General features: G+C 63.0%; 13 protein-coding genes, 1 tRNA gene and 2 pseudogenes. 7 read left to right on the top strand and 9 right to left on the bottom strand.

Features of this window, described 5'->3' with window-relative positions:
- Positions 1 to 52: 52 nt before the first annotated feature.
- Positions 53 to 142 (top strand) — tRNA-Ser (locus ACTHQV_RS05945).
- Positions 143 to 635: 493 nt separating this feature from the next.
- On the opposite strand, the gene ACTHQV_RS05940 is transcribed toward ACTHQV_RS05945, so the two are convergent.
- The 6 genes from ACTHQV_RS05940 to ACTHQV_RS05915 all read right to left on the bottom strand — a co-directional run bounded on the left by ACTHQV_RS05940 (position 636) and on the right by ACTHQV_RS05915 (position 9469).
- Complete coding sequence (locus ACTHQV_RS05940; RefSeq protein WP_440488948.1) at positions 636 to 1706, bottom strand: LacI family DNA-binding transcriptional regulator; 1071 nt, start codon at positions 1704 to 1706, stop codon at positions 636 to 638.
- Positions 1706 to 3187: a tryptophan halogenase family protein gene (locus ACTHQV_RS05935; RefSeq protein ID WP_440488947.1), complete on the bottom strand. Its 1482-nt coding sequence runs from the start codon at positions 3185 to 3187 to the stop codon at positions 1706 to 1708. Before ACTHQV_RS05935 ends, ACTHQV_RS05940 begins: the two co-directional genes overlap by 1 nt.
- Positions 3184 to 4191, bottom strand: a complete 1008-nt coding sequence (locus ACTHQV_RS05930) for a cupin-like domain-containing protein (RefSeq protein ID WP_440488946.1) — start codon at positions 4189 to 4191, stop codon at positions 3184 to 3186. The genes ACTHQV_RS05935 and ACTHQV_RS05930 overlap by 4 nt, the downstream gene beginning before the upstream one ends.
- A complete protein-coding gene (locus tag ACTHQV_RS05925; protein ID WP_440488944.1) occupies positions 4184 to 4891 on the bottom strand; it encodes a SapC family protein in 708 nt (235 codons plus the stop codon). The genes ACTHQV_RS05930 and ACTHQV_RS05925 overlap by 8 nt, the downstream gene beginning before the upstream one ends.
- Positions 4884 to 6419, bottom strand: a complete 1536-nt coding sequence (locus tag ACTHQV_RS05920) for a tryptophan halogenase family protein (protein ID WP_440489391.1) — start codon at positions 6417 to 6419, stop codon at positions 4884 to 4886. The genes ACTHQV_RS05925 and ACTHQV_RS05920 overlap by 8 nt, the downstream gene beginning before the upstream one ends.
- A 71-nt stretch (positions 6420 to 6490) precedes the next feature.
- Entirely contained in the window at positions 6491 to 9469 is a 2979-nt protein-coding gene (locus ACTHQV_RS05915; protein WP_440488943.1) for a TonB-dependent receptor, read from the bottom strand.
- Between the two features lie 372 nt (positions 9470 to 9841).
- On the opposite strand from ACTHQV_RS05915, the gene ACTHQV_RS05910 reads away from it, so the two are divergent.
- Positions 9842 to 10668 (top strand): IS5 family transposase gene (locus ACTHQV_RS05910; RefSeq protein WP_440488941.1). Its coding sequence is split into 2 segments (ribosomal slippage): positions 9842 to 10052 and positions 10052 to 10668, totalling 828 coding nucleotides; the frame shifts between segments, so codons are not numbered across the junction.
- Positions 10669 to 11098: 430 nt separating this feature from the next.
- Here ACTHQV_RS05910 and ACTHQV_RS05905 read toward each other — a convergent pair.
- From ACTHQV_RS05905 to ACTHQV_RS05895, 3 genes and pseudogenes are all read right to left on the bottom strand, one after another.
- Positions 11099 to 11407, bottom strand: coding sequence for a hypothetical protein (locus ACTHQV_RS05905; protein WP_440488940.1), 309 nt, complete (start codon positions 11405 to 11407; stop codon positions 11099 to 11101).
- An 18-nt stretch (positions 11408 to 11425) separates the two neighbouring features.
- A pseudogene (locus ACTHQV_RS05900) lies at positions 11426 to 11762 on the bottom strand (IS110 family transposase); the annotation flags it as partial.
- Positions 11763 to 12187: 425 nt separating this feature from the next.
- Positions 12188 to 13108, bottom strand: coding sequence for a VOC family protein (locus ACTHQV_RS05895; protein WP_440488938.1), 921 nt, complete (start codon positions 13106 to 13108; stop codon positions 12188 to 12190).
- A gap of 267 nt (positions 13109 to 13375) precedes the next feature.
- Here ACTHQV_RS05895 and mgrA point away from each other — a divergent pair, with 267 nt between their 5' ends.
- The 5 genes and pseudogenes from mgrA (at position 13376) to ACTHQV_RS05870 (ending at position 20476) form a co-directional block, all read left to right on the top strand.
- A complete protein-coding gene (gene mgrA / locus ACTHQV_RS05890) occupies positions 13376 to 14455 on the top strand; it encodes an L-glyceraldehyde 3-phosphate reductase (protein ID WP_440488936.1) in 1080 nt (359 codons plus the stop codon).
- A 261-nt stretch (positions 14456 to 14716) separates the two neighbouring features.
- Positions 14717 to 15454: a chromate resistance protein ChrB domain-containing protein gene (locus ACTHQV_RS05885; protein ID WP_440488935.1), complete on the top strand. Its 738-nt coding sequence runs from the start codon at positions 14717 to 14719 to the stop codon at positions 15452 to 15454.
- Positions 15455 to 15538: 84 nt separating this feature from the next.
- Positions 15539 to 16932, top strand: a pseudogene (gene chrA, locus ACTHQV_RS05880) (chromate efflux transporter).
- Between the two features lie 452 nt (positions 16933 to 17384).
- Positions 17385 to 19532: a hypothetical protein gene (locus ACTHQV_RS05875; protein WP_440488933.1), complete on the top strand. Its 2148-nt coding sequence runs from the start codon at positions 17385 to 17387 to the stop codon at positions 19530 to 19532.
- Positions 19529 to 20476 carry a hypothetical protein gene (locus tag ACTHQV_RS05870; RefSeq protein WP_440488931.1) on the top strand — a complete coding sequence of 316 codons (948 nt, stop codon included), beginning with the start codon at positions 19529 to 19531 and terminating at the stop codon, positions 20474 to 20476. Before ACTHQV_RS05875 ends, ACTHQV_RS05870 begins: the two co-directional genes overlap by 4 nt.
- Positions 20477 to 20557 lie beyond the last annotated feature (81 nt).

Raw genomic sequence — 20557 nt, 5'->3', positions numbered from 1 at the left:
ACAAAGGCTTGCACAACGACGCCGACCCGCATTAGGCGGATCGAACGCCAGAGGAAGAGTGTCCGAGTGGTTTAAGGAACCGGTCTTGAAAACCGGCGAGGGTGCAAGCTCTCCGTGGGTTCGAATCCCACCTCTTCCGCCAACGCGTCGTACCAGTTGGGCTGGTACGGTTCGATTTCCGAATGATGCCAAAGGCTTGAGCCTAGCGCGAGCGTCTATAGACGGACAGAACGCTCGGTATGACACTCCGCTGGTATCGCGGGCGTCTCTCTTCCTGAAAAGTAAGCCTGCAGGACGGTCCAGACTCAGCTCTTTGAACCACTTCCCGTCGTTGCCTCCGCTTGCTTGTCTCCAAATTCAGACATCTGTTCAGGCCCTCTGCAGTGGCGCTGTCGGTCAGCGAACTTCCCCCGTTCACCCGATCCGATTGTTCCAATTGGAACCGATCACCCACCGGTACTTTTCGGTAGACCCTCCCGGCACCGAAACTCTCGCGTTTCTTTGCCTTTGAAACGGGGTCTTTTATAAAACGACCCCTTTTATGCTCGATTTGATCATCTATAGTGAACCAAGAGTAAGGCGAAGCCGCCTCGGCAGCAGACTTGCCATTCCAACCAAATGGAGGGATCGCGCTTTCAACTCATGGGATTGAACGACTCACCTCGCCACGGTCCGGTTGAGGCTCGCAGCGTAAGTTCGGCAGGCACGGATACCGCGGCTATCTCCACATTGTCATCGCGTTGCTCTGCGAGAATACCTTCGACGGCTAAGCGAGTGACCGAAGCAATCGGTTGCGTCACCGCTGTCAACGGCGGCGAGGCAAAGCGAACGATTGGTGTATCGTCAAAGCTAATGATTGAAAGGTCATCCGGGACAGACAGTCCGCGGCTCCGCGCAAAATCGAGTGTCGCAACAGCCATTTGGTCACTGCTAGCGATGATTGCCGTCGCCGGGTCAACGTCGTTTAGCATTGCCTGTGCCGCTATTAGCCCACTGTCGTAGCCGAAATCCCCTTGTTGCAGCAGGTCGTCGGCCAGACCGGCTCGCGCCATCGCTGCACGCCAGCCCGTCTCGCGCCAGCCACTTAGTTCGTAATCACTTGCACCCGTGATAAATCCGATCCGGCGATGACCCAGCGCAATGAGATGCTCTGTCGCCTCGCCTGCAATTGCCTCATCACCCATTGTCAGCGAAAAACCGGGGCCGGGGGTCAACGACCCGATGCGCGCGATGCTGATGCCTTGCCGTTCCAGAAGATCGAGAATCGTAGGATCCTGCGAATGCGGTGGCGTCAGGATGACACCGTCAGGCCGCAGCGCGCCGATGGCCCCCAGCAATTCGCGTTCGATATGGTCGCTATGCGTATCGACAAGTTCGAGGATCAGGCGATAGCCATGGCTGCCGCAGGTCAGCATCCCGCCCAGCAGCATCTGGTCCACCCAGTCGGTACCCTCGCGATTCTGCCAGCCGGCGATGGTGCGGTCGCGGTCGTTGAGCGCCAGGATCAGGCGCGATTTCGAGCCGCCCATGCGCTGCGCCGCGATCAGCGGGACATAGCCCAGCCGAGTGATCGAACCGCGCACCAGCTCCGCCATTTCGGGGCGGACATTGGGTTCGTTGTTGATGACCCGGCTAACCGTCTGCAACGACACGCCCGCATCGGCCGCGACATGCTTGATCGTCACCGCCTGACGCCGACGCGGCATCAGGGGTGATCCGCCGGACAGTAGCGCGCAACATAGTCGCCATGCGGCGGCATCGTCGCAACGGTATCGGCGACCTGCCGCCGGATCATCGACAGTAACCGGTCGAGTTCGCGGTCGCTGAGCTTCCCCGCGATCGGATGATGCGCCTCTGGTACGATCCCCTGCCCCATCATCACCTGCACCCAGCTATTCTCGCCGAACAATTCCTCGTTCCGGCGGAATACCCGTCCGCTCTGACGGAACAAGTCGATTTTCTGTTGCAGGCTGTCAGGCACGTCCATTGCGGCACAGTGCCGCCAGAACGGGGAATCTTTGCGGTCGGTGACCTTGTAATGCAGGATCAGGAAGTCGCGGATTTGCTCCATGTCCTGCAATTGCTGGTCGTTGAATTCGGCCACGTCGGCGGGGTTCACATGCCCTTGCGGGAACAACCGGAGCAGGCGCAGCACGGCGCGCTGGATCAGGTGGATACTGGTCGATTCCAGCGGCTCCATGAATCCGCCCGACAGGCCGATGGCGACACAGTTGCGATGCCATTGCCGCCGCCTCGCCCCTGTTGTGAAGCCCAGGAAATTGGGTTCGCTCCTAACCCTACCCTCGACATTACCGAGCAACCGGTCGAGCGCGGCGTCGCGATCCAGATAGCGGCTGCAATAGACGATGCCGTTGCCGACCCGGTGCTGCAACGGAATGCGCCATTGCCACCCGGCATCATGCGCCATCGCGCGGGTATAGGGCAGCGGCGGGCAGACGCTCTCGGTCTGGACCGCGATCGCCGCGTCGCACGGCAGCCAGTGGGTCCAGTCGTCATAGCCAGCGTGCAGCGCCCCTTCGATCAGCAGCGCGCGGAAACCGGTGCAATCGAGGAACAGGTCGCCCTCTACCCGGCGATCCCCGTCGAGCAGCAGCGCAGCGATATCGCCGGTCCCGGCGTCCAGCTCGACACGGGCGATACGGCCCTCGATCCGCTGCGTGCCGTCACGCTCGGCCATGGTGCGTAGGAACTGGGCATAGCGGCCGGAATCGAGCTGATAGGCATAGTTGGTCGCTTCGCCCGGCAGATGGGCGAATCGGCCCTGCAACGCCGCGACCAGTTCGGTGCAATAGTCGTCATAGGGCTGGTCGTGCCCACGTGTGCATCCGTTCAGCCAGTAATGCTGGAATCCCGCCGCCCAATGGTCGCGACCGGTGGTACCGAACGAGTGGAAATAGCGGCTGTCAGCGGTCCGCCAACCGTCGAACAGGATGCCCAGCTTGAAGGTCGCGGCAGTGGCGGCCATGAACTCGGCCTCGCTGATGCCGAGCAGCCGGTTGTAGGTGACGAGCGGCGGGATGGTCGATTCCCCCACCCCGACTGTGCCTATCGCTTCAGATTCGACCAGCGTCACCTGAACCATATGGCCCATGGTCCGGGCAATGGCGGCAGCGGCCATCCAGCCGGCAGTCCCACCGCCGGCAACCACGACGCGGGTCACGCTCATTTCGCCAGCTGCCGCAGCAGGAAGCTGCGCAGCCGCCCGGCACTGTCGGCGGTCAGCGGGTCGAGCACGCCGCGCCCGCCCTCCGGGATATGCGCGGTCACCGCATCGTCGTTGGTGAAGACATAATAGTCGAACACCGCGCGCCAATGCGCCTTCTGATCGTCAGGCAGGTCGCGAATGGCGAGGATCGCATGGTGCAGCGCGTCCTGCGGCTGACCCAGCCAGCGCTGCTGGTCGCGCCACCAATAGTTGACGAGGATGTTGAACGGCGCCAGCCCCTCGACATGATGCCACCACAGCGACGGGATGTGGATCGCATCGCCGGGGCCGAGTTCGGCGACCTGCGCATGGGCCAACGCCTCGGCAAAGCGGGGATGGTGGTCGAAGTCAGGCCCGCTGAAATCGACCATCGACACCGCCCGTCCGGCCGGCGTGTTGTCGAGCGGCCCGAGATGAAGATTGGCGAACTGCTCGGGCGGAAACAGCGTGAAGCGCCGCCGCCCCGCCGCGACGCAGGCAAGGTTCGCGGGCAGGTCGTTATGCGCGGCGATGCGGGTGCGCGTGCCGATCCAGATGCTGGCCAAGGGTTCGCGCGAACCGAGGTCGACGCGGTTCGCCTCGTCCAGCCCTTCGAAAAAGCCGCGCATGTCGATCGAGGCGAGATAGATCGGCCGGGGATCGGTCGATTGCTCCACCCGGCCCATCTCCGCCAGGATATCAGGCAGCTTGGCGCGGACGGTCGCGAAGTTCATCGCCATCGCGTCGTCGTAGAACAGCCGGCCGCCGCTCCCCGCCTGACCCACCGACACGGTGAAGGGGATGTCGCGGTGATGCCGGACCAGATAGTCGCGCGCCGCCTGCGACGACTGCTCAGCCGCCTGTACCAGCGGCCAATCGGCGACGAGCCCGCGGACCACGAACGGCGCCTTTGCCTCGCGCAGCAGCCGGTCGAGCGCGGCGGTATCGGCCACCTCGACCTCGGCGATGAGGGGGAGGTCAGCCATGCCGGTTCTTGCGCGCGATCAACGCCGGCAGGTTGGCGAGCGAGGCGATCGCCATGTAGATCGGCAGCAGATGGCCGTCTGCATTCAACCGGCCGAGCGTCGCGGCATCGAGTTCGGCCACCCCCTCCTCGGCAATGGTGTGGAACCCCACCAGCCGGTTGGTCGATCCGTTGTCGAGCGTGACCTCCAGCGTGAACGGTTCGAGCAGGTCATAGCGGTCGAGCGCACCCAAGAACGCCGCTGATCCGCGATAGCCGGCGTCCAGCGAACCCAGTCGCTCGAGGATGACTTCGAGATAGGGCGACGGCCGCCCCTCCCGATCGAAAATGCGGACACCGTCGTCGGTCGAAATTCGCGGGCTGGCGAGATCGATCACCGCCTTGGGCGTGGCATCGCCGTCCGGCGCGCCGCCGATCAGGAACGGCTGAATATCGATCGACAGCGGCAGGTAGGGCGCGTCCCAGCGGCCATCGGCGAGGAACAAATTCTCGCCCGCATCGAACCCGAACAGCGCCAGTGCGACGAAGCCGTCGCGTTCGCGGTTCTGGCGGAACAGGATCGGGTAGCTTCCTTGCACCTGCCGGAACTCGTCGGGCACGATTAGCGCGGTCATTACCCCGTCGCCGAGCACAACCGAGCGTTCGCGGCGAACCCGCAGGTCGCGATGCGCGGCGACGTTCAGCAGTTGATGGTCAGACATGGGCAATTCCGGCAGGAGGAGTGAGCGCGCGAAGATAGGCGCGGTTGGTCGGCAGGCTGGCGGCGAGCGTCCGGGCGCGTTGCCGCACCTGCTGCAGCGCCGCTTCGGCACCGGGGACTTCACGCAGCGGCCCGGCGGGCGGCGGAGAGAACCCCATGCCATACAACACATATTGGTGGCTGGCGGCCGGGAACACCTCGTCGGCATGGGCGAAGTCGGCAGGCGATGGCGGCTGCGTCCGCCACAGGTCCAGCTGTTCCTTCAGGGAGGCGGTCCAGCTCGCCCGGTCGCGATGCGCCCGCCAATAGGGGGTTCCGCGTTCGCTCAGCGCATAATGCAGTTTCAGGAAATCAACGATCCGGTCCCAACGATAGCGGAACAGCGCGTTGAACCGCCGCGCGCGCAACGCCACCGCCCCTCGATCCACCGGAAAGCCGTCGAGCAGCGCATCGATCGACAGCTCTATCAGCACGATCGCCGACGCTTCGAGCGGTTCGAGGAAACCGGCGGACAGGCCGATGGCGAGGCAATTGCCCTGCCAGAACCGCTCGCGATGCGCCGAGCGGAAGCGCAGCTGGCGGAACGACGGACGGGCGAAATCGACGCCCGGCGCAGTGCGTGACAGATAGGCACGCAGGGTCGCTGCCGCCGCATCGTCGCTCAAATAGTCGGACGCATAGACGCAGCCGACGCCGCGCCGGCTTGGCAGACCGATGTCCCAGAGCCAGCCGGCATCGTGCGCCGTCGCGTTGGTCTGCGACGCGATCGTGCTGTCGGGCGCGACCGGTACCTGCACTGCCAGCGCCCGGTCGTTGAACAGGATCGGCGTGCGATCGATCGACCCCACCCCGTAATGCCCGCCGATCAGCAGCGCGGCATGGCCGGTGCAATCGAGAAACAGGTCGCCCGCGATCCGCCCCGATTGCCGCGTGACGACGGCGGCGATATCGCCACCCTCCCCCGCCTCGACCGCCGTCACATGATCGCGGACATGGGTTACGCCCAGCTGGTTGCAGGCGGTGTCCCGCAACAGTCCGGCGAACTTGCCCGCATCGAGGTGGTAGCCGTAGTTGAGTGCCCCGGCATAGGGCGGCATCGCCAGCTGGCGCGGGGCCAGGTCCTCGGCGCAGATCGCCGGCTGCGCACAGACGGCTTCGGCCAAACGTCCGGCCGTCCATGCCCGCACCAGATCGGCGGCGGGCAGGTCCGCTGGCGCGGTGAAGGGATGGTAATAGAAATCATCGTGCGCGCCGCTGCGCCATCCGTCAAAGCGCGATCCCTGTTTGAACGACGCATCGGCGGCGCGCAGGAAGGTCGCTTCGTCGATTCCGATACGCGCCAGCGTGCCGCGCATGGTCGGCCACGTCCCCTCGCCCACGCCGATCGTCGCGACATCGGGCGATTCGACCAACGTGACCGACAAGGGTGCCTCGGCGGACGGGTCGGCGGCAGCGGCGATGCGACACGCCGCCAGCCAGCCGGCGGTACCCCCGCCGACGACCACGATCCGTCTCACCCGCTGCGTCACGCGATACTGGTCCCGTATTCCGTGCTCTGGCGGCGCATCGCTATGCGCCACCCGGCCCCTTTCCCGTGCGGTCAGAAGGTGAAGCGCACGCCGCCGGTATAGCGCGCGAAGCCCGGCTGCGCGAACGTCACGAAGTTTTCGTTGCGCCGATGGCCGCGACGACCTTCGCCGGTCAGGTTGATCGCTTCGGCGAACAGCGTCAGCCCCTGGCGAAACTCGTAGCTGACGCTCGCGTCGATCTGGCCATAGGCTTCGATATAGGTCGGGTTGGGGTTGCCGCCAGCGTAGAACTTGTCGCGCCAGTTATAGGCGACACGCCCCTGCAACCCCGCCTTGTCGTAGAACAGCACGGCGTTCGCACTGTCGCTCAAACCGGCAAGCGCAAACTGTCCGATATTGGGGTCGAGCGAGTTGTTGAACTTCGCGTCGCCGCGCACGATCGTGTAGTTTAGGATCGTGCCGAAGCCGGTGTTCCAGAAGCTATGCTGGATCGCGAATTCGAAGCCGTCGAGCGTTGCCGTCTGGTCCGAATTGAACGGCGTACCGACCCGGAAGTCGACCAGCCCATCTTCCGGCAACCCCAGGATACGGCCGGTATAATAGCCGTTGACGTCGAGGATCGGCTGCCCCGCCGCGTTGCGCGCGACCTCGACCCCTTGCGTGAAGTTGCGCAGGATATAGTCGCGGATGCGGCCGGTGTCGGTAGTGCCGCCCAGCGCCGCCTGCGCCGCGCGGAAGCGCGGACCATCGGCCGGATCGCGCAGGTCGAACGCCGAACGCTGCACCTCCTGCGAATTGATGAAGTTGCTGACCTTCTTGCGGAAATAGCCGGCCGACACATAGCTGGTCGGGGCGTAATACCATTCAGCCGACACATCGATATTCTTCGACCGGAACGGTACGAGGTTAGGATTGCCCTGCAACCCGCCGCCACCGGCGATGCCGAACTGGCGGTTGAGTGTCAGGCCGCCCTGCAAGCTGTTGTAGTCGGCGCGGGTGATGGTGTGGCTGTACGATCCGCGCAGCTTGACGTTGTTCAGCACCTCTATGTCGAAATCGACCGCCGGCAACCAGTTGTCGTAGCTGCCCTTGTTGGTCAGGAAGTTGCTCTGGTTCGAATAGACGATATTGAATTCGCCCTGCGCGACCCATGCCGTGCCGACCGGGATCGGCGTCAGCGAGGCCGAGCTGACTGTCGTCTGGTCATAGCGCACACCTGCGATCAGGTGCGCACGGCGGTCCAGCAGGTCGAACGTGTTATTGACCTGGATGAAGGGCGAGATCGTCTTTTCGGTGATGCGGCGATCGGCCTCGAACGGGGCCAGGCAGTTGCCGTCGCCGCCGCAGATGCCGAACTTCTGGTCGAGCAGGCCGACCATGCGTTCGAAATCGAATTTGTAATAGGCCGGGATGATCCCGTCCTTCGCCCCGTCGACGCCCCGGAACTTGTCGGGCAGCGAGACGCGGGTGAACAGGTCGTCAGGCAGGTCCGCCGGGGTGCCGACGCCGCCCCAGGTATCGTTCTGCACGAACCCGTAGGCCGAGCGGACCTTATTGTTAACGTACGAGAAGCCGAAATCGATCGAATCTAGGAAGTCGCCGTCATGGTCGTAATGACCGCTCAGCTGCACCTGGTTGATCTCGTCGCGGAAATACGCGTTGCGGAACGAATTGCCGGTCGCGTTGATCAGCGCAGGGTTCAGCGCGTCGACCCCCGGCTGCATCACGTACGAGAGGACCGGGAGGTCTTTGGTGAAGTCCACCGTCTGCGACGCGACGCCGAAGATCGCCGAGCCGACCGAGGTGCTGGAGCCGAACTGGTTCGTCGGCTTTGATTCCGCGGTCGAATGATGCGCGTCGAGGGTGACGGTGACGCCGCCCGGCGCCGTCCACTTCAGGTTGCCGCCCAGCGACTTGTTCTCGCTGACATTGGCAGTCAGCGAGCCGCTGTACGACAGGTCCTTACCCGGCCCGAAGCGTTCGGTGTAGAAGACCGGGCCGGCGGCGGGACCGTCGGTCCACTCGCTCGACGTATCACCGAAGTTGAACCAGATGCCGACGCTGCTGTCGCGCGCCTCGACCTTGTTGCGCGAATAGGTGAAGTCGACCGTGGCGGTCAGCGATTCGACCGGGCGGTACTGCAGGACGACCTGTCCGTTGATCCGCTCACGACGAATGTCAGTCAGGTTGTACGCCGCGCTCTGCGGCACTTCGTACACATCGGTCGGACCCGGACGGTTGATGACGTTCGGCCCTTCCGCGCCCAGCGTGCCCCAGTCATTCTCGGTACCGAGGAAGGAATTGCCGAACCCGACCGACCCGGTGTTCACGCTGGCGTTGCGCTTCTGATAGCTGCCTGACACCAGGAAGCCGAACTCGTCCTCGCTGCCGAAGGTGCTGCTGAACACGCCCGACAATTCCGGCGTGATCTGATCCTTGCCGTTCTGCGACGTGTCGATCATGCCTTTCGCCGCGACCGAGCCACGGATGCCAGGACGGTCGAGCGGGCGTGGGGTCTTGATGTTGATCGTCGAACCGATGCCGCCCGACGGCACGGCTGCGCGGCCGGTCTTGTAAACCTCCACGCCAGCGATCCCTTCGGACGCAATGTTGGCGAAATCGTACGAACGTGACGCGGGTGCGCTGGCGCCGTCGCCCAGCGTCGAGGTTGGCAGCTGACGGCCGTTTAGCACGACCAGGTTATATTCAGGGCCGAAGCCGCGCACGGTGACGGTCGAGCCTTCGCCGTTCGCGCGGTCGATCGAGACGCCGGTAATACGCTGAAGCGATTCAGCGAGGTTGGTGTCGGGAAATTTACCGATATCCTCGGCGCTGATCGCGTCGACCACACCCTGCGCGTTGCGCTTGATGTTCAATGCATCGCGGAGACTAGCGCGGATGCCTGTGACGAGAATTTCGTCACCTTCCGCTCCGGGCGTTTCCGGAGTCTGGATTTCCGAATCGCCAGGCTGACCGAGCGTTGCAGCCGCGTCTTGCGCGAAGGCGGGTGCTGCAACAGCGACTAACGTGCCGGCCGAAGCCCCGATCATCCAACGCGAAACGGTGCAAGTGGCGCTGCGACGCATATCATTCCTCCCCCGGATTTCCAGCGCCCTGTATTTATGCGCCAATTGAGAACGTTCACTCAATGAGGTGTTGAACCGAGTCAAGTACCACTCAATGACCATGTGAACATTCTCACGAAGGTGATGCGCAGCAGCCACGGTGCCATTGGCGCAAAAGAACACGCCGTCATTCCACGGTTTCGACGACTGCATGACGTAGAAGCATCCGTCGAATAACGCATAGCGCCGGAACGCCACACTCTCCTCGGCCTTCCTCAGAGGCTGACCGGGAAAGGGGTTGGATGGCCTCGCCATGTGTGATTCGATCGTGGTTGCGAAGCTACGAAAGGATCGACGATGGTTTGGAATGAGGCCACCCGGGAGCGGTATCGCCGGGACGAGGGTCGGTGTGCAAGCGACTTGAGTGCGGCGGAGTGGCGGGTATTGGGTCCGCTTCTGCCGCCGCCGTCGGTTCGTGGCCGACGGCGACGGACGCCGCTGAGGCGGATCGTGAACGCGTTGCTGTATTTGCTATGGTCTGGATGTCCGTGGCGTGGTCTGCCGCGTGATTTTCGCCGTTCACGACCGTACAGTATCATTTCTACCGCTGGCGCGATCAGGGCTGGTGGCCCCGGATCAATGCGTTGCTGGTGGCACGTTCGCGGATGCTCGAGGGACGCGATCCTGAACCATCGGCCGTGGTGATCGACAGCCAGAGCGCGCGTACCACCGAGAGCGGCGGTCCGCGCGGGTTCGATGCCGCCAAGAAGGTCAAGGGTCGCAAGCGCCACATCGCAACCGATACGTCAGGCCGATTGATCGAGACGCGTATCACCCCGGCAAACGTGCAGGACTGCCATGGCGCCGTGCCGTTGCTCAAGGCGCTGGCCGCCCGGTTTCCCGGCCTGCGCCATGCCTATGCCGATCGCGCCTATCGCGGCAACAAGCTGCTCGACGCGGTCGCCGATCCGCGGCCATGGACCATCGAGATCATCACCCGCTCGCAACGCGTCGGGCACTTCGTTCAGGAACCGCGACGATGGGTCGTCGAGAGGACTTTCGCATGGCTCGGTCGAAACCGACGTCTCGCCAAAGACTATGAAGCCTCCCAACAGTCACAGGAAGCCTGGTGGAACCTCGCGTCTGTCAAAACCCTCACGCGACAAATCGCCAGAACACAATAACGAGTCAGACTCTCAGGATCGTAGAACAAGGGGTTTTTTGACGAGTTTTTAAACCATGAACGGTTGGCACGCTTGTTCTACCATATCAACGCGCCAAGGATTACGCAGGTTGTATGAAAAAGCCGCCACAACCGAAACCAAGCGGCAGCTGGCCAGTGCGATGACCCATGTTTGGACGGCCCTCCGTTGGCAAGTACGACTTCGCCTAGCATTGCTGGTTGGTGCGGCCATGTGTCCGACCTGTTGGTGCGGCGCATGGTGCCGCTGGCCGTAATGCCATTCGCGCGTCTCGGGTCCCGATCACTTCCGCGCACTCGAGGTGCTTGGGTCATTATGGGTTTTCCCGATCCGGCGGTTCAGCCGGCTTGTAGCATTAGCTCCTGATCGCCCTTTCCAACCTCGTCAGGCGCGGTCGCCCGCGCCGTGTTCCTTATGCCGCCAGCGGCTCACGATACCGCTCACCGCGGGCCATCATCGCCCAGATCATGCGGGCGTTCTTGTTGGCGAGCGCGACCGCGGCCACTTTGGCCTTCCGCCGAGCGAGCAGCATCTCCAGGCAGAACCGGGCATCGGCCGGCACCCGCTCGTCAGTCGGGTCGGCGATGACGTCGAGGAGCTGCTCGATGCCGTTTCTGCCGATCGGTGCCGCGATCCCGAACTCGGCCAGGTGCGCCCGCATCGCGTTCGACAACTGCGTCCGTTGGCGATTGAGGATCAGGCGAACACGATGCAGCATCATTGCGCTGCTGCTAGGGCGACTTGATGCCGACGAAGCGCATCGTCGGCCGGGTCACCGCCTCGCAGATCGCCTCCGCATCGGCCGCGTCGTTCTTGCCGCGCTTGACGTACGGCTTCACGTACTGCGCCGGCATCAGCTTCACATCATGCCCGAGCACAACCAGCTCGCGTGCCCAGTAGTGCGAGGTCGCACACGCCTCGATCCCGATCAGACACGGCGGTAGCTTGGCGAAAAACTTCAGCATGCGCCCACGGGTCAGTCGCTGGCGGATCACCGCCACGCCCTCCGCGTCGACGCCATGCACGTGGAACACGTTCTTCGCGAGATCTAGACCTATCGTAGTGACGCTGCCCATCGTGGTTCTCCTTCCGGCTCTCCGCAGGTCATCCTGCGGGAGGGTTGGAGAGCCGTCCACGTCATCAGTTGCGGACGTTCGAGATTGTGATTAGTCGGTCCGACCTTGGACGTTCGTTCATGCTTATTGCGAAGGGTATTAAGGTCGCCCGCCGAGCGGCCGAATGAATGAGGACCGATCTACCTTCTAAGAGACTCGCGGGGCGAGTGCGGGCCAAGGAAGCCTCGGCCGCAATGATCGCAGCGGCGCTCCGTCATAAATCAAGGTCAATTAGTACGTAGGCCGGCGCCGGTTGCGAAGCGGCACCAAACTACAAACGGTGGTTCAAGTCTTTTCAATCACTACCCAGGCTCGAACGTTCGTAAGGCGGAGCTGACCGATTTGACCGGTACGCTTGGACGGTCGCGGTTTCAGCAGCAGTTTGATCAATGCGTCGGGCTTTCGGCAGTAAATGGTGAACAGCATGGCTTGGTGACGGGCTGGAACTCCATCAGTTCAACACGGGTGCCGTCGGGATCATAGAGATTGGCCTGCCACTTACCATCCAGTCCCATCTGCGGTCCGTCATGCCGGGGGCTGAGCCGGTTCTCACGGTAGAGTGTCGTAACCGCAGCCTGCATGTTGGGTACGCCGAGGGAGAGGTGATTGAGGACGCCCAACTGGCTTGCATCGACCTTGTCCAACGGTACGTCGGAACCAGGCCCGATCATCATATATTCCAACCAGTCGCGGCCATCCGGCGTCTGCTGTGACACCCAGTCAACCTTGTCCGGTTCGAAAGCGCCGAACCAGTAAGGCCGGAAACCAAGGATCTGTCGGTAGAAGCTGTCCTGCTTCGCCCGGTTGTGTACCGCATAGCCAAGGTGGATGATCCGACCACTAATTGCGCCCGGTATCGGCGCATTTGCGCTGGTTGCTGGCTGGACAAACTGGACCTCGTTACCCTCCGGGTCGAACGTAGCGAACCAAAGCTCCCCGTCAGCACCGCGTTGAATGCTGCCAAGCTTCGCGACCCCCCGCTGCGTCAGCCAGGCACGCAGGCCTCGCGCGTCGACGGTCGTATAGGCAACATGGGCCAGCCTGCTTATTCCCTTCTTCGCCGGAAGAGGGATGACTTCAACAAACTGGCGCCCACTCAGATAGTAGCGCACGCCCGCAACGCTTTCCGGATCGCTACCCCGCTTTGCGCCCAGCACGTGCGTATAAAATTGATCGGCCTTGCCCATGTCCCTTGCATAGACGGCCAGATGGGAGATGCCGGTGATTGCCGGCCGCGGTTCGGGTGCGACCGATGCGCCAAGCAGCATCACGGCTGCCGCTGCAAGCATCACGATCCGTGCTCTCATCCACCTGCTCCCCCGAACGATCAGAAATATCGCTCATTCGCTGTAACTTAGAAAAACTGCGTCGTCCTGTCACGCGAATGAGCAAGTCCGGGCCCGCGGCATATGGCATCAAGCCGCGCCAGGAGTTATGGCTCCTCTCCCGATCCGACAGGACGATGATGGCCGGCGTCGGCCAGCTTCTGTGATGTCGACTGGCCTTTAAGATCTGCGGGTCCGTATTGAAACGCTATCTTAGTTGTGCGTTGAGCGTCCTGAAAAGGAGCCGCCATGCCATTCGACGTTCCATATTCCGCATCGCCTGATCGCTATGACGGCCATATGCCCTATCGACGCACCGGCCGAAGCGGTGTCAGACTGCCCGCGATCAGCCTAGGCCTATGGCAGAATTTCGGCGGCAGCGACGTTTTCGAGACGGGGCGTTCGATCCTTCGTCGCGCGTTTGATCGCGGCGTCACCCACTTCGATCTCGCCAACAATTATGGCCCGCCTTATGGATCGGCGGAGGAGAATTTTGGTCGTGTGCTTGCCAGCGATTTCAGCACGCATCGCGACGAGCTCGTCATCTCAACGAAAGCAGGCTGGGACATGTGGCCCGGCCCGTACGGCGATATCGGCTCGTCGAAGAAATATCTGATAGCCAGCTGCGATCAAAGCCTGAAGCGCATGGGTCTCGACTATGTCGACATCTTTTATTCCCATCGTGTCGATCCAACGACGCCACTCGAAGAAACAATGGGTGCGCTGGTCCAGCTCCATCGTCAGGGTAAGGCGTTGTATGTCGGCCTCTCTTCCTACGAACCTGGACTGACCCGCAAGGCGGCACAAATCCTGGCCGATGAAAAGGTACCACTGTTCATCAACCAGCCCAGCTACTCGATTCTCAACCGCTGGATTGAGCGCGAGTTGCTCGACACGCTCGAAGACCTTGGTACCGGCTGCATCGCCTTTTCCCCACTCGCGCAAGGTATGCTAACGGACAAATATCTGAATGGCGTTCCGAAAGACGCGCGGGCAAACCGCGGCGGATCCCTCGCGACGACATTGCTGACCGAACAGAATCTGGATGCCATCCGTGCCCTCAACGATATCGCAATCGCGCGCGGTCAGACATTGGCGCAAATGGCCATCGCGTGGGTGCTGCGCGACCCGCGCGTCACTTCAGCGCTGATTGGCGCGCGCACCGTCGAGCAACTTGACGACTCGCTCGACGCAGTCAGGACGCTCGACTTCTCGACGGCCGAACTCTCCGCTATCGACACGGCAGCCGAAGATGGCGGCATCAATCTTTGGGCTGAATCGTCGAATATCGTTAGCCTGCCCTCCGCACAAGGCGTGTCGCTATCCTGACCAAGCTATCCACAGACATTCTTTAATAGCGTGCCAAGGAGCAACTGACTGGTTGCTGGAACGACCCAATTCCGGTCATTGCGGGCGCATCCTCGCTCCTCCAACTTCGGACATTCGTTCATGTCACGGAAGACGCTGGGCGCGCGAGGACGATTGACATCCCATGATGAGCATGGCTGATTAGGGGAATGGGGATGGCGATCTCCCCACGAGGCGTCAGCTAAAGAATCGCGTCCAGCACGAACACGCAAGGGACGCGGCATGCCTGCTCCAAACGCCATCGCACCGGACAAACTTGCCCGCCTTGTCGCATCTGCCAGCGCGCCCCGTATTGTCGATCTGCGCGACGGACCGACAGAAGCTATTCCGGGATCACTGTTTCCAGCTCACCCCGATCCGACCCGATGGGGGTATGCCCCTGGATCAACCGCCGCACTTGTGGACGCTGATGGCAGTGGGCCGGCGGTTGCCGCGGCGGCTATTCTTCGAAGCGAGGGTGTCGCGGCCGAAGTGCTGGAAGGCGGATTTGCCGCATGGGCGGCAAGCGCGCTGCCTACGGTTTCCCTGACCCATCTCCCACCGCGGCATGACGATGGCCGCACATGGTGGGTCACGCGGGCGCGACCCAAGGTCGATCGCATCGCCTGCCCCTGGCTGATCCGGCGGTTCGTCGATCCGGAGGCACGCTTTTTGTTCGTAGCACCCGGCGAGGTGCTGACTGTCGCCACCCGGCAGCAGGCCGAGCCGTTCGACGTCGCGGACGAAGGCGTGTTCTGGAGCCATCGTGGCGAGCGTTGCACCTTCGACGTGATAGTCGAAGCCTTTGGGCTGGACACGCATGAACCGCTGGTCCGCCTCGCTACGATCGTGCGCGGTGCCGATACCGATCGCCTCGACTTGGTGCCGGAGGCGGCGGGACTCCTCGCCATTCTCGCTGGGGCTGTCGCGTATTCACAGCGACGATCATGTCCAGCTCGAAGCCGGCATGGCGGTGTATGACGCGCTGTATCGCTGGTGCCGCGACGCGCAGGGCGAAAAGCACAACTGGTCCTCGCATCAGGCGACGCGCGCCAAGGTGTCGGCATGATCGCGGTGACGGCGGAAGCCGCTACCCCGGTGCGCCCGGAGCCGGTCACGCTCGGTCAAGCCTTCTGGATCTGGCTGCGCATTGCCATGCTCTCGTTCGGGGGGCCGGCCGGACAGATCGCGGTCATGCACCGCATCCTCGTCGACGAGAAACGCTGGATTGGTGAACAGCGGTTCCTGCACGCTCTCAACTACTGCATGTTGTTGCCAGGGCCAGAGGCACAGCAGCTCGCCACCTACATCGGGTGGCTGATGCACCGCACCAAGGGCGGCATCGTCGCCGGCGTGCTGTTCGTCATTCCCGGCGCAGTTGCGATCATGGCGCTCAGCTGGATCTATGTCCTCTACGGTCGCGTCGGGATCGTCTCAGCGCTGTTCTTCGGCCTCAAGTGTGCCGTGTTGGCCGTCGTGCTCCAGGCGGTGGTGCGGATCGGCGGACGAGCGCTCAAGTCGACACCGGCAAGGGCGCTTGCGGCGCTGGCGTTCGTTCTGATCTTCTTCGTTGGCGCGCCATTCCCGCTGATCGTCCTGGGTGCCGGTCTCATCGGATGGCGGTCCGCCCGGCAGGGCAGCACGGCTTTCAGGGGCGGGGGGCATGGCGCATCCAAAGGCGCGGTTGTTGCCGACGCAGACACCCTGCTCGGCGAGAAGTTGCCCGCCCACGCGCAGCCGACCTGGGCTGAAACGATCTGCACAGCGCTGGTCTGGCTGGCACTCTGGCTCGTACCGGTCGCAACGCTGCTGATCGCGCTTGGTCCCGATGACGTCTTTAGCCGCATCGCGACGTTCTTCTCGACGATGGCGATGGTCACTTTCGGGGGTGCATATGCTGTCCTCGCCTATGTCGCGCAGCAGGCTGTCGAAAGCTATGGCTGGCTAGGGCCAAAGGAGATGCTGGATGGCTTTGGCATGGCGGAGACGACGCCTGGGCCGCTCATCATGGTCCTGCAATTCGTTGGCTTCCTTGGTGCCTTTCGCGACCCCGGCGGGCTATCGCCGTTGGTAGCCGGGACGCTGGGCGGTCTGCTCGCGACATGGGTGACGTTCGTGCCGTGCTTTCTGTGGATCTTCCTCGGCGCGCCATTCATCGAGCGGCTTCGCGGCAACGTCGCAGTCGCCGGTGCGCTTTCCGCCATCACCGCGGCGGTCGTGGGCGTCGTCCTCAACCTCGCCGTTTGGTTCGCGCTCCATACCCTGTTCCGGGAGACGACGATGGTCGCAGCGGGCCCATTCCGCTTCGATGCACCGGTGTTGACTAGCATTGATCCGGCAGCCTTCGTCCTTTCGCTGGGCGCCGCCCATGCGATCTTCCTGACGCGGGCGGTGTCATCACTACCTTGCTGGCGACGTCTGCCGCCGGCTTGGCGCTCTATGGCCTCGGAGCGGTCTGATGAAGCACCGGGAGAAGTCATCAAATTCGATTGGCGCATTCCGCTGCGACGGAGGGTCGCAGCGGTTCGATAAGCCTGGTTGACCTACCAAACTGATGAAATAGGGGCGCTTCCTATGGCGCAGCTCGATAGCAGCGAGGACTCAGAACCAGTCACCCAAGGTAGTTTCGGGCTGCCCAACTTCGGCGATTTCGAGACGCGCATCCAGTGTTGGCGATTGCCGAGCGCAGACAATTTGCTCAGCGATGCAGCCGACAGGCTGGGGCCAGTAGCGCCGTAACAGCCGACATTGAGCCAGTCGAGCGCCGGCCTCACAACTTGTCGTTGGTTCCTTCGGGAGCAGGACCACATCATTGCGCCCATCGTCACGATGATTACAGGCGTGCGCCTCCGCTAAAGCTGTGTCATGCTCATCGATAAATCCGTCGCGGATGCGCAGTCGGGAGGTGACCTTGACTTTGCCGGCAAATATCCAAAGCATCGACATCAGCCAATGGGAGAATGTCGCTCCTGACGACTTCCGGCGTACCGATGGTCTTCTCGAGGGCCGTCGTCTGGAAGCGGGCGAAGCGTTGAAATACTCCCGCTTGGCAGGACGCAGCTACGACGAGATCGCCTACCGCTTTTCGAGCTGCCATTCTCACGGGGGCCCGGTGGGCCTCGCCTCCACGCTCGCCGAGCGCGAAGTCCGCACGCGGCGCGACGCGGCGCCGCGGGACCTCGACACGGTCGCTTCCGAGCTCACCTTTTTGGCGCACAGGCCGCTCGCAGTTCCTTCGGGTGTCGCAGGGCGGTTCCGCTATGAAATTCGCGACCGGGACTTGATCAAGCTGATCCAGACCGGAGGCGGATCGCCGCTGCCCGACCTGATCTTCTCTCTTCGCGATCCGCCGGACATGATCGACCGGATAACGACCTTCCGCGATGAGCCGACCAACATCTCGCGGGTCGTCTCAGACCTACAGCTCGATGCGGTCTGGCTGCCGCTGACCGATCTCATCACTTTCGGGCGCTTTCCCGGCTTCGAGGAGTGGAACCACGCCGCGCGCACGACGATCCAAGACGATCATCACTACGTCTTTGTGTCCCACCGGTGGTCGACTCCGGATCATCCCGATCCCGACGGGCGGCAGTGCCGAATGCTGCTCTGGCAAGTCCTGACCGCCTTGCTAGAGGCGATCGACACGGCAGCGACGCGCGGCTTGCGCAATCCCCGCGGCTTCGCAGCGGCCCTTGGACATCCGGTGGGTGTCTATGCCGGAGACTTCGCAGAAGCGATTATTGTCAACCTGCTGCGGCCGAACTGCAACGCGGAAGAGCTTGAGGCGGCTGCGGCCGCGGCCTGCCGCATCCTTCCGGATTTGGAAACCGTGGACGCCGCGGCGGGCGTCGACCACGAAAGCTTTGAGCGGCTCCGCCGCGCGATCGGCGAATTTCCGGAACTTGCGCGTCTAGCCGATCGGATGCGGCTGTGGATCGACTACAGCTGCATTCCCCAAGCTTCGGAGGCCGCCGACAATCTCATCGCGGTGGCGCTCGAGCGGCTGTCCGCCGTGCAGGTGATGGGCAGCACCGTCATCATGCTAGACGATCCCTTTGACTACCTAAGCCGGGCGTGGTGCACCCTCGAAGCCGGCATCTCGGATGGGCTAATCGGCCAGAGTTACTTGATGGCTGGCACAAAGGAGATCTCGACGCCGCAGGCAGCTGACCGGTCGAGCTTTCAGAACCTGATGGCGGATCGCGCCCATCTCATCTGGCGGGCAACGCTCGATACCATGGTCTTCGGTGTCCAGGACGGCCGGACCAGCATCGAGCGGCTTGGCTTGAGCATGACAAAGGCGGAGGACGCCGATCACGTCCACCGCCAGCTCGTCGAGCTGCCTGCTCCGCAAAAGGTGCATGTCGACTCATCGGAGCTGCTGACCGGCGCGCTCCCCGTCTTCCGCAGGCAAGCGCTATCAGGGCCTGCAAGCCAGGGCACGATCGACATCGCGACGCCCATCGAACCGCCGCTGTCGCTTGATTGGAGCGGTGCTCTACAGATCGACGAATGGGGCGGCGCAACGCCCGCCAGTCACTATCGCTCCTTCGGAACCTTCGCAGGGACCGCAGAAGGCCCGACCTGCCACGTCACGATCCTGGCGAGTTGCGAGGGCGAAGCCGTCCTGATGTCCGCTTGGACGCTCGAGCGGATCGGCATCTTGAGCGACGCGCTGGGTCTGTCCGTGCCTTCGATATCCTGGCTGGCTTCGGACATTGCGCCCGTCGGCGAGTTCGTCGACGGTAAGCTCGTCGTCGTCGAGGCGTCGGCCGACGCCTTGCTCGTCATCGCCAGCGAGGCCCGCTTCTCTTATGGCGACACGGCCAAGTGGCTGCTGCGATCGGCGGTGGATGCGGGGCTCCACCTGCATGTTCTGCTGGTCGATCGCGCTGTGGACAACCTGCGTAAGCTTTATCACGGCCGCGAGACGCCGGAGAGCCGCGGCGGCGCGCACGCCGAGCCGCAAATTCTCGCCGCGTTGACCGGCGGCATTTTTCGCGGTCAGCTCACGATGTTGCTCGACGCCTTGCACTTGGGTCCGGAGGACCGACAATGAGCTTGTTGAAGAAACTATTCGGCGGATCACTGGGCAACAAGTCCCTGAGCGACGAGGCGCTGAAGATTGCGGCTTTTCGTCACGCCGTCGGCGGCGATCGAACGGGCCTCAAACAGCTATTGCACGGCCAGGCCGACCGGATCGAAGCACTGTTCGCAACCTGGCGACAGGTTCCGGCGGAGCTTCGTGACAACCCGTCCGATATACAGGACTACGGATCTTGCCTGGTATTCATCGCCGAGTTCCTCAAGGACCAGGGCCGGCCCGGACCTTGGGAAAGCCTGATGGGCGAAGGCCCCAACGGTTCGCCGATCGAAGAGCTAAGCGGGCGCATGGAACATGCCGAAACGCTCCGCGTCGCCGGGCTGTTCGCCGAACAGATCGCCTGCCTGAAGGCGTGGATGCGGGACGCCGAGGGCTTGAGCGGGCCCTGGATCGACGATCTGCGCGCCAAGGTCATGGGCGCGCTCGGCCAGGCCGAACTGACGGTCGGGAATCTCGACGGCGCGCGCGATTGGACAGTACACGCGCTCGAGACCTGTGAGGCGAACGGCGATAGCGAGGGCGTTCGCACCTATTCGACCAATCTAGCGATTATCGACGCCTTCGCCTTGCCGCCTCATCCAGCCAAAGCCGATTTGCTGCTCGCCCAGCGGCTGAGCGACAAGGGCCGGTATGCGCAGAGCAATGGCGTTCTGGATGCAATCCTCGACCATTTCGACGACGGGACGGCCGACAGGTGGGTGCATCGCGGCAAGTTGCTCGGGCTGCAAGGTTTCAACCTCGCCAAGCTGCGCGAATTTGATCGCGCGGCCGAAGCCACGCAGGTCGCGGCGGATCATTGCCGCGCGCGAGGGGACAATGACGGCGCGGTGATCTACACGATCAACCTCGCCGCCATAGCTGAACTGGCCGCCAAGGACCATGCCCCGCACCCCCCCTGACCATCGGCGGATGGATGCTAGCCGGAACGCCCGTCTTCGCAAGACACAGCTCGACCGGATTGTGTCGTGCCGCTGACGTCC

It is taken from the genome of Sphingomonas sp. SAFR-052 (genome assembly GCF_051965015.1).
Classification (GTDB): domain Bacteria; phylum Pseudomonadota; class Alphaproteobacteria; order Sphingomonadales; family Sphingomonadaceae; genus Sphingomonas.
This window is presented reverse-complemented; position numbering and strand designations above follow the sequence as displayed.

What these genes read in the sequence shown, in the direction of transcription:
- ACTHQV_RS05940 (WP_440488948.1), bottom strand. Translation starts at nt 1,706, where the DNA reads ATGCCGCGTCGGCGTCAGGCGGTGACGATCAAGCATGTCGCGGCCGAT.
- ACTHQV_RS05935 (WP_440488947.1), bottom strand. Translation starts at nt 3,187, where the DNA reads ATGAGCGTGACCCGCGTCGTGGTTGCCGGCGGTGGGACTGCCGGCTGG.
- ACTHQV_RS05930 (WP_440488946.1), bottom strand. Translation starts at nt 4,191, where the DNA reads ATGGCTGACCTCCCCCTCATCGCCGAGGTCGAGGTGGCCGATACCGCC.
- ACTHQV_RS05925 (WP_440488944.1), bottom strand. Translation starts at nt 4,891, where the DNA reads ATGTCTGACCATCAACTGCTGAACGTCGCCGCGCATCGCGACCTGCGG.
- ACTHQV_RS05915 (WP_440488943.1), bottom strand. Translation starts at nt 9,469, where the DNA reads ATGATCGGGGCTTCGGCCGGCACGTTAGTCGCTGTTGCAGCACCCGCC.
- ACTHQV_RS05905 (WP_440488940.1), bottom strand. Translation starts at nt 11,407, where the DNA reads ATGATGCTGCATCGTGTTCGCCTGATCCTCAATCGCCAACGGACGCAG.
- ACTHQV_RS05895 (WP_440488938.1), bottom strand. Translation starts at nt 13,108, where the DNA reads ATGAGAGCACGGATCGTGATGCTTGCAGCGGCAGCCGTGATGCTGCTT.
- mgrA (WP_440488936.1), top strand. Translation starts at nt 13,376, where the DNA reads ATGCCATTCGACGTTCCATATTCCGCATCGCCTGATCGCTATGACGGC.
- ACTHQV_RS05885 (WP_440488935.1), top strand. Translation starts at nt 14,717, where the DNA reads ATGCCTGCTCCAAACGCCATCGCACCGGACAAACTTGCCCGCCTTGTC.
- ACTHQV_RS05870 (WP_440488931.1), top strand. Translation starts at nt 19,529, where the DNA reads ATGAGCTTGTTGAAGAAACTATTCGGCGGATCACTGGGCAACAAGTCC.